The 6,946-nt window shown below is 74.5% G+C and carries 6 protein-coding genes and 2 pseudogenes; 2 read left to right on the forward strand and 6 right to left on the reverse strand.

Going from position 1 to position 6,946, the window contains the following annotated elements; all coding sequences use genetic code 11:
* Nucleotides 1-146 precede the first annotated feature (146 nt).
* The 5 genes and pseudogenes from KSK32_RS32770 to eccB form a co-directional block, all read right to left on the reverse strand.
* Entirely contained in the window at nt 147-434 is a 288-nt protein-coding gene (locus KSK32_RS32770) for a hypothetical protein (protein ID WP_254188951.1), read from the reverse strand.
* Between the two features lie 640 nt (nt 435-1,074).
* Nucleotides 1,075-2,010: a hypothetical protein gene (locus KSK32_RS32775; protein ID WP_254188952.1), complete on the reverse strand. Its 936-nt coding sequence runs from the start codon at nt 2,008-2,010 to the stop codon at nt 1,075-1,077.
* Nucleotides 2,007-2,414 carry a WXG100 family type VII secretion target gene (locus KSK32_RS34005; protein ID WP_308163840.1) on the reverse strand — a complete coding sequence of 136 codons (408 nt, stop codon included), beginning with the start codon at nt 2,412-2,414 and terminating at the stop codon, nt 2,007-2,009. The genes KSK32_RS32775 and KSK32_RS34005 overlap by 4 nt, the downstream gene beginning before the upstream one ends.
* Complete coding sequence (locus tag KSK32_RS32780; RefSeq protein WP_289256956.1) at nt 2,407-2,694, reverse strand: hypothetical protein; 288 nt, start codon at nt 2,692-2,694, stop codon at nt 2,407-2,409. The genes KSK32_RS34005 and KSK32_RS32780 overlap by 8 nt, the downstream gene beginning before the upstream one ends.
* A gap of 99 nt (nt 2,695-2,793) precedes the next feature.
* Nucleotides 2,794-4,260 (reverse strand): annotated as a pseudogene (gene eccB / locus KSK32_RS35090) (type VII secretion protein EccB).
* A gap of 259 nt (nt 4,261-4,519) precedes the next feature.
* Here eccB and KSK32_RS32790 point away from each other — a divergent pair.
* Together KSK32_RS32790 and KSK32_RS32795 are read left to right on the forward strand one after the other, a co-directional pair.
* Nucleotides 4,520-5,251, forward strand: coding sequence for a hypothetical protein (locus tag KSK32_RS32790; RefSeq protein WP_254188953.1), 732 nt, complete (start codon nt 4,520-4,522; stop codon nt 5,249-5,251).
* On the forward strand, nt 5,239-6,018 hold the full coding sequence (locus KSK32_RS32795) for a galactosyltransferase-related protein (protein WP_308163841.1): 780 nt from the start codon (nt 5,239-5,241) through the stop codon (nt 6,016-6,018). The genes KSK32_RS32790 and KSK32_RS32795 overlap by 13 nt, the downstream gene beginning before the upstream one ends.
* A gap of 28 nt (nt 6,019-6,046) precedes the next feature.
* On the opposite strand, the pseudogene KSK32_RS32800 reads toward KSK32_RS32795, so the two are convergent.
* Nucleotides 6,047-6,946, reverse strand: a pseudogene (locus KSK32_RS32800) (beta-ketoacyl synthase); the annotation flags it as partial.

Genomic DNA, 6,946 nt, shown 5'->3' on the forward strand with positions numbered 1-6,946 from the left:
CGGTGCAGCCAGCGCTCCCGGTCGGCGTACTCGGCCGGCGTCTTGGCGTCCGAGGCAGCGGGAGCGCCGCGGCGGCGGTCAGGCGCCGGACGTCCTCCTCGCCGCCTGGTACGCCTGCCAGGTGGCCTCGGCCTCCTCCTGGGCGCTCAGCCATCCGCGCGGCTCCGCTCGGCGGTCGCCGTCGCACGGGAGGCCGCCACCGCCATCTCGTCGGCGTAGCGGATCCGTTCCCGGTCCCGTACGCGGGTGCGCTCGGCGCGTTCGATGCTGCTCGGCCGGGCTGCGTCGCTGATCCGTTCGACCAGTTCGGAACGGAACCGGGACGGCCGGACGATCAGCGCGGCGACCACTGTCGCGGCCACGGCGAGCAGGACCAGCCAGATCACGGCGGCCGCGGGCATGTCGGGCAGGACGGTGGAGAATACGGTCTGCATCACCAGCACCTCGTGGTGGAACGAAAGATGATCAACGGTTGTGGCCCGACATCCGGGCGGTGCGCGTCGTGACTCAGACGCGACGGGACGCGCGGCAGGGCGCCGGGTGCGGGCTGTGGGACCGCGCCGGGGCGTACCGGAAGGGCGCCCGGTCAGGCGTGCGGCGGGCCGCGACGGGCGATGTGCGCCCGGCCGGGGTCGGCGGCGGCGGCGACCTCGACGCCGGGACGCGCCCGGCGGAGTCGGCGGAAGGGGCCTCGGTGACGGCCGGGCCGGTGCCGGGACCGGTCGTCCGCGGGTGGCGGTCGTGGCGTCGCCCGCCGTGAGATCGGCGGTGCGTGCGGCGCCGGCCGTGGCCGCCTGCCGCGCCGTGACGTGCTCGACGGCGGCGAGTCGCTCGATCGCCGCGACGTGCCCAGTCGCGACGGCGTGCGGGGCGTCTGTCGCGTGCGAGGACGCGGCGGCGTGGGCGGGTGCGGCGGCGATGCCCTGGAGGCCGGCGATCAGCACCAGACTGGCCACCGCCGTGCGGGCGATCCGGCGCAGCGTCGCCGTCCAGGTGGACGGGTCGAACGCTACGGGCAGCACCGTTTCAACCTATCGGTCAGCGGAGGATCCCGCAGCTCAAGGATCTTGCGCGTTACGTGAGCCACCCCACGGGTCGGTGTGGACGGACCACTCGCGCGGGTGCGGTGTCAGTTGCCGCCGAGCACCGGCGGCGGGGCGGTGTCGCCGTCGCCCAGACCATCTCGTCCTCGGTGAGCCAGGTCAGGCGGCCGTCGGACTCGTCGTCGCCGTGGCCGCCTCGCCCGCCCAGCACGCCGCTGCGGCCGGCCATCGCGGGCCGCCCGGTGGCGCCGCCGGTGCGCTCGGCGGACTTGCTCCCGGCGTCGACCACGAGGCCCCGCCCGGAGGTGAGCCGGCCCGTGCCGGCCGCCGAGCGGTTCTCCGCGCCGGACACGCCGCCGAAGCGGGCCGAGGACGCCGAGTTGGCGCCGGTGCCCGCGAGCGAGCCGGTGCTCAGCACGCCGGGGGCGCCGTAGAGCCCGCCACCTGCGCCGCCGGCGCTCATCGTCGTCGATCCGGCGCCGCCGGGACCGAAGCCCGGGCCGCCGCCGATCGTCGGGCCGCCGGCGGTGCTGGTCAGCGGAGCGGCGCCGGCCAGTGAGGTGCCGGTCGGGTCGACGGTGCCGCCGGTCGGCACCGAACCCGGAACGCCGACGCCCGGCTGGCCACCCGTCGTGCCCGCACCCGGCGTGCCCTCGCCCGGCGTGCCGCCGGTCGGGGCCGTGTGGTGCACGCCCGACGTGGTGGCGGTGGCGTTCGCGCCCGGACCGAAGCTGCCCAGGCTCGGGCCGGACGACGGCGTCTTCACCGACGGCCCGTTCTGCAGCGTCGGGTCACCGTTGCCGGTGTGGCCGGGCAGCTCGATCTCCGGCGGTTCCGGCACGACGATCCGGCCGTACGCCGAGAAGTCGTAGCCCTCGGCGAGCTTCGCCACGACCTGCACCATCCGCTGGTGCGCCTTCTCCTGCTCGGCCTTGTCCTGCTGGTGGCCGACGATCCCGCCGATCACCGCACCGGGTGCGCCGCCGAGCAGGAAGCCCTTGCCGGCGCGGAGAGCAGCTTGTCGTTGTCGTCGGTCTTCTCCGGGCTCTCCGCCTTCGACTGGGCGGCCCGCAGCTCGCTGGACATCATGTCGAGGCCCTGCCGGACGCCCGTCATGCCCTCGGCGAGGTTGCCGGAGTAGCGGACGACCATGTCCAGCCGGCGGTGGAACTCGCGCGCGGCGTCGCCGGTCCAGGTCTTCGCCAGCGCCTCCAGGTCGGCGGTGAGGTCGCGGCCGAGGTCGTCGAGCGTGCCCTTCAGCGAGGTCCACTGGGCGCTGAGCGCCTCGATCTGCTTCGGGTCGCCGGCGTTGACGCCCTGGTAGAGCTCCTCGTGCGGGACATGCTCGTAGCGCTGGGTGTACTCAGACACGCGGATCCTCCTTCGGCTGCTCCATCGCCTCGTTCAGCCCGGAGAGGGCGGCGGCGATGTCGGCCGCGGCGGCGGCGTTGCGGGCCTCGGCGGTCCGGTAGTTCGTCATGATCTTGTGGGTCGCCTCGCGGGCGGCCAGGATCGCCCGGCGCAGCCGGTCGACGTGGTTGACGTAGCTCTGGTGGGTCTCGGAGTAGCGACGGGCGTTGTCGGTCGCGTCGGTGAACGTGCCGAGGGCCGGCGGGCGGCACTGCATCTGGGTGTTGAGCTTGCGCAACACCGACTCCGCCTCGTGCAGGCGCCGATCGAGCCGCTGTGAAAGTCCTCCAAGGACAGTACGTCTACTGTCGTGCGCCCCGTCATGGCTGCATCCCCGTAGTCATCGTCGATAACCGTTCGCCGCACTCAGGTTAGTCGAAGCGGGCCAACCCGGGCGACCCGTGACGGAGATCCTCCACTTCGGATCGCCCGAGGGCCGGTCAACCGCCTGGACCTGCGCCGCCCCGCCTCCGGCCGAGGGCGTCTCGGTGGCCCCGGGAGGAGTCGACGCATCGAAGTAGGTCATCGCATCCTCGCGGGACAGTGTCGGACCGGTCGGCACCAGCGCCAGCAGCGAGGCGGGTACGGCGAGCGGCTTCACGTCGCCGTACCCGAGCGCGCTCTTCGCGTCGCCCCCGGCGGTGCCGAGCGGATAGCGGATGCCCTGCGCGGTGATCAGGTAGACCGTCGAACCGGCCGCCGCCTTGCCGCTCTCCCCGGCCGTGGCCTGCACCAGCACGCCCTTGCCGCCGGGCAGCAGCACGCTCTCGGCGGTGCGAACCGCGTCCCGGGCGCCCTGCCGCGCGGGCATCGCGGTCGCCGAGGTCAGCTCGGCCGGTGGGGAGTCGAAGACCTCCAGCGTGGTTGTCGGTGGCTGACCGGCCGGGCCGGGCCGGTAGGTGGCGCAGAGCACCGTCCGCCCCGGACGGACCTCGTGCAGCGCCGGCAACCGGGCCGGCAGGCCGTCCGCGTCCAGGCGCTGGTCGGTGAGGAGCCGGCCCGCCTCGTCGGGGTGATCTGCGTCACCTCGCCCCCGCCGCCGAGCAGCAGCAGCGCGGTGACCTCACGGACGGTCGCGAGGCCCCGCCGGGTGAGCACGTAGTACTGGCCGGCGGCCTGGTAGACCTGGCCGATCCGGGCCGGCCGGCCGGCCACTGTCAGCCCGCTCGCGCCGCCGTCCCCGGCGATCGCCGGCTTGCGCAGATCCGGGCCGACCGGCACCGCGTTCAGCAGTTGCTGCCCGACGGTCAGGTTCGTCGCGCCGGCCATCTTCAACGCCACCAGCGCCTGCTCGTCGCCGGCCACCCGCAGCCGGGAACCGCCGGTGAGCAGGTAACGCGCGTCGCTGGTCCGCACCACCACGGCCCGGTCGGTGAGCGCCGTGCCGCCGGGCAGCGCCCGGTCGATCACCAGGTGCGTGCTGGAGCGCTGCGGGTCGTTCGGATTCGGCACGTCGCACACCGACCAGGGAGCCCGGCCAGCGACCTGCGATCCGGCAGGTCGTCCGGGCGCCCACGATGCCGACCAGCCGCCCGCGTGGACGATCCTTGATCGACGCCTGGGACATGGTGCGCGGCTGCGCCGCGGCGTCGTTGACGATCAGCCGCGCCGACGCGTAGTTGAGCGTCGGGCGCAGCACCCCGTCCTCGCCGAAGTAGTACGTCGCGCCGGTCTCCCGCTCGATCACCAGCGTGTTCGGCTCCAGCGGTGCGGAGTTGCTGGTGAGCTGCCCGTACGCGCCCACGCCGCCGAGCACCACCGCGGCCGCGATGACGCTGCCGAACACCGCCATGCCGAGGCGGCGCATCGGCAGGTCGTTCGTCTCCGGATCACCGAGAGCAGCGCCGAGACGATGCGGCGGGTGACGAAGCGGTACGCCTGCACCTGATCGCGGCGGGTCCGCATGACTAACCTCCGGCGGGGGTGGGTCCACGGCGACAGGTCCGAACAGCGCCGCGGGCTTCCCTACGATAAGGGGCCGCCGGGGGTGCGCCGGACCCCGTCCGCCGCCCGAACGACCGCACCCGCCGGCGGATGCCCAGGATGTCCAGAAGGGACGCACACCGATGACGCAGCTGCAGGCGCCACCCGGTCGTACCGCCACCGCTCCCGCCGTACCGGACCGGCCGGTCACCCCGGCCGACAAGCGCCGCCGGGGACGCCTCGGCCCGGTCGTGGTCGGGCAGCTCGTGGTGGTGGAGTGCGCCGCGCTCGCCGTCTGGTTCGCCACCGCCGGCCCGGCGTGGCTGCTCGTGGTGGTCGCCGTCCTGGCGCTGCTGGCGGTGGCCGCGGCGTTCGCCCGCCGGGGCGGCCGCTGGTGGTACGAGGATCTGATGCTCCGCCGCCGGCTGCACCGGCGCCGTGACCGGGCCCGGGGCGCGGCACCCGGTGGTGACCCGAGGCTGGCCGCGCTGGCCCCGGAACTGACAGTGGTGGAGCTGACCGAGCGCGGCACCCGGCTCGGCATCGGGCAGGACGACCGGGGCTGGTTCGCCGCGCTGGCGCTGACCGGCCGGCCCGGCGCGCCCGCCGGCTCGATCGAGGCGGCGGCGGTGGACCGCGCGCTCGCGGTACTCGCCGACTTCTCCGGCCCGGTCACCCAGACCCAGGTCGTCTCGCACACCCTGGTCTGGTACCCGGCGCCCGGCGCGCCGCCGTCGGCGTACCGGACCGTGTGGGTGGCGCTGCGCCTGTCGGTGTCCGACGCGCGGGCCGAGCGCGGTGCCCGCGGCTGGAGGACATCGCCCTCCCTCAGCGGACTGACGACTTCCCGAGCGCGCCCTGGGTGCTGGGCCTGACCCACAACGCGTCGGTGGACCACGAGTCGTTCCGGCGGGTCGGCGGGTTCGACGAGGCGATGGTCAAGTGGGGCTTCGAGGACCTCGACTTCTTCTACCGGGTGTTCCACCTGCACGGCGCGCCGCCGGAGCTGTTCCGGCTGGACGCCGACGCGCTCTCCTACCACCTGCCGCACTTCCGCAAGACGTCGAACGGGCTCGCCTCGATGGACAACATGAAGTACCTGCTGCGCAAGCATCTGCGCTACGACGTCGAGGTGCTGTACGGGCTCAACACGTTCGGCCGGCACCTGGGCCGGATCCGGCTCTACGGCCAGGCGATCGAGGCGTACCGGCCGGTGGGCTGGGCCGGCCGGACGTCCTGCCCGCGCCGCTGCGCGACGAGCTGGCGGCGAGCGTGGCGCTGGTCGTGGGCAACGGCGTGTCCGCGCTGGACCTGGCGCCGGGTCGCACACGTTCGACCACGACGCGCCGACCGGCGAGACGAACTCCCACCTGCTCGGCACCGTGCTCCAGCAGTTCAAGGCCGCGCGCTGGATCTGATCGTCAACGTCGACATGTGGCGGTGCCTGCTGCCCGAGGATCTGCCCGCGTTCCTCACCCGGGGCTGCTCAAGGCCGACCGGATCGAGCTGGTCGCCACCCGTACCGGCCCGGACCAGCGCGCCCTGCTGCCGGTGCCGCTGGTCGCCGACCTCGACTACGTGGCCGACATGCTGCGCCCGCACTTCACAGTGGCCGTCGCCACGTACGACACCGCCACGGTGATCACGCTGCGCTGAGGCACACCGCGCGGTCAGGCGGGGCGCGCCAGGACGAGGCTGACGTTGTGGCCGCCGAAGCCGAACGAGTTGGACAGCACCGCGTCCACCTCCACCGCCCGCGCCTTCGCGCGGATGTGGTCGACCTCCCGGCGCGTTCCGGGTCGTCCAGGTTGTGCGTGGGCGGCAGCAGGCCGCGACGCAGCGCCTCGACCGCGATGGCCGCCTCGATCACGCCGGAGACGCCGAGCATGTGCCCGGTCACGCCCTTCGTCGAACTCATCGGCGGCGGGCCGGTGTCGTACACCTCGGCGAGCGCGGCCAGCTCGGCGGCGTCCCCGGCCCGGGTGCTGGTGCCGTGCGCGTTGACGTACCCGATGTCGCCGGGCACCAGCCCGGCGTCGCGGACGGCCATCCGCATGCACGCGGCCGCGCCGGCGCCGTCGGGCGCGGCGTGGTCGGGTGGTGGGCGTCGTTCGTGGCGCCCCAGCCGAGCACGTCGGCATGGCGGTGGGCACCGCGCGCGGCGGCGTGCGCGGCGCGTTCCAGCACGAACACCCGGCGCCCTCGCCGAGAGACGAGCCCGTTGCGACGCCTGTCGAAGGGGCGGCTCGCGGCGGCCGGGTCGGCCCAGCCGCGAGCGAGCGCCCGGGCGTTGCCGAACGCGTACGCGAACGTCGGGAACAGCGGCGCCTCGGCGCATCCGGCGAGCACCACGTCCGCCTCACCCGCGCGCAGGATGCGCAGCGCCTCACCGATCGACTGCGCCCGGCCGCGCACGCCGTGCCGATGGACGAGGTGTAGCCGTGGATGCCGAACTTGATCGCGATGCGGGCCGCGCCCATGTTCGGCAGTGTCCCGGGCAGCATGTAGGGGCTGACCCGAACCGGCCCCGCGCGGCGCGGCCGAGCACCTGTTCCTCCAGGGTGGACAGC

The organism is Micromonospora sp. WMMB482 (assembly GCF_019038635.1).
Lineage (GTDB): Bacteria > Actinomycetota > Actinomycetes > Mycobacteriales > Micromonosporaceae > Micromonospora > Micromonospora marina.

Bases quoted from the DNA above. Each gene is read 5' to 3' on its own strand.
- KSK32_RS32770 (WP_254188951.1), bottom strand. From the start codon at position 434: ATGCAGACCGTATTCTCCACCGTCCTGCCCGACATGCCCGCGGCCGCC.
- KSK32_RS32790 (WP_254188953.1), top strand. From the start codon at position 4,520: ATGACGCAGCTGCAGGCGCCACCCGGTCGTACCGCCACCGCTCCCGCC.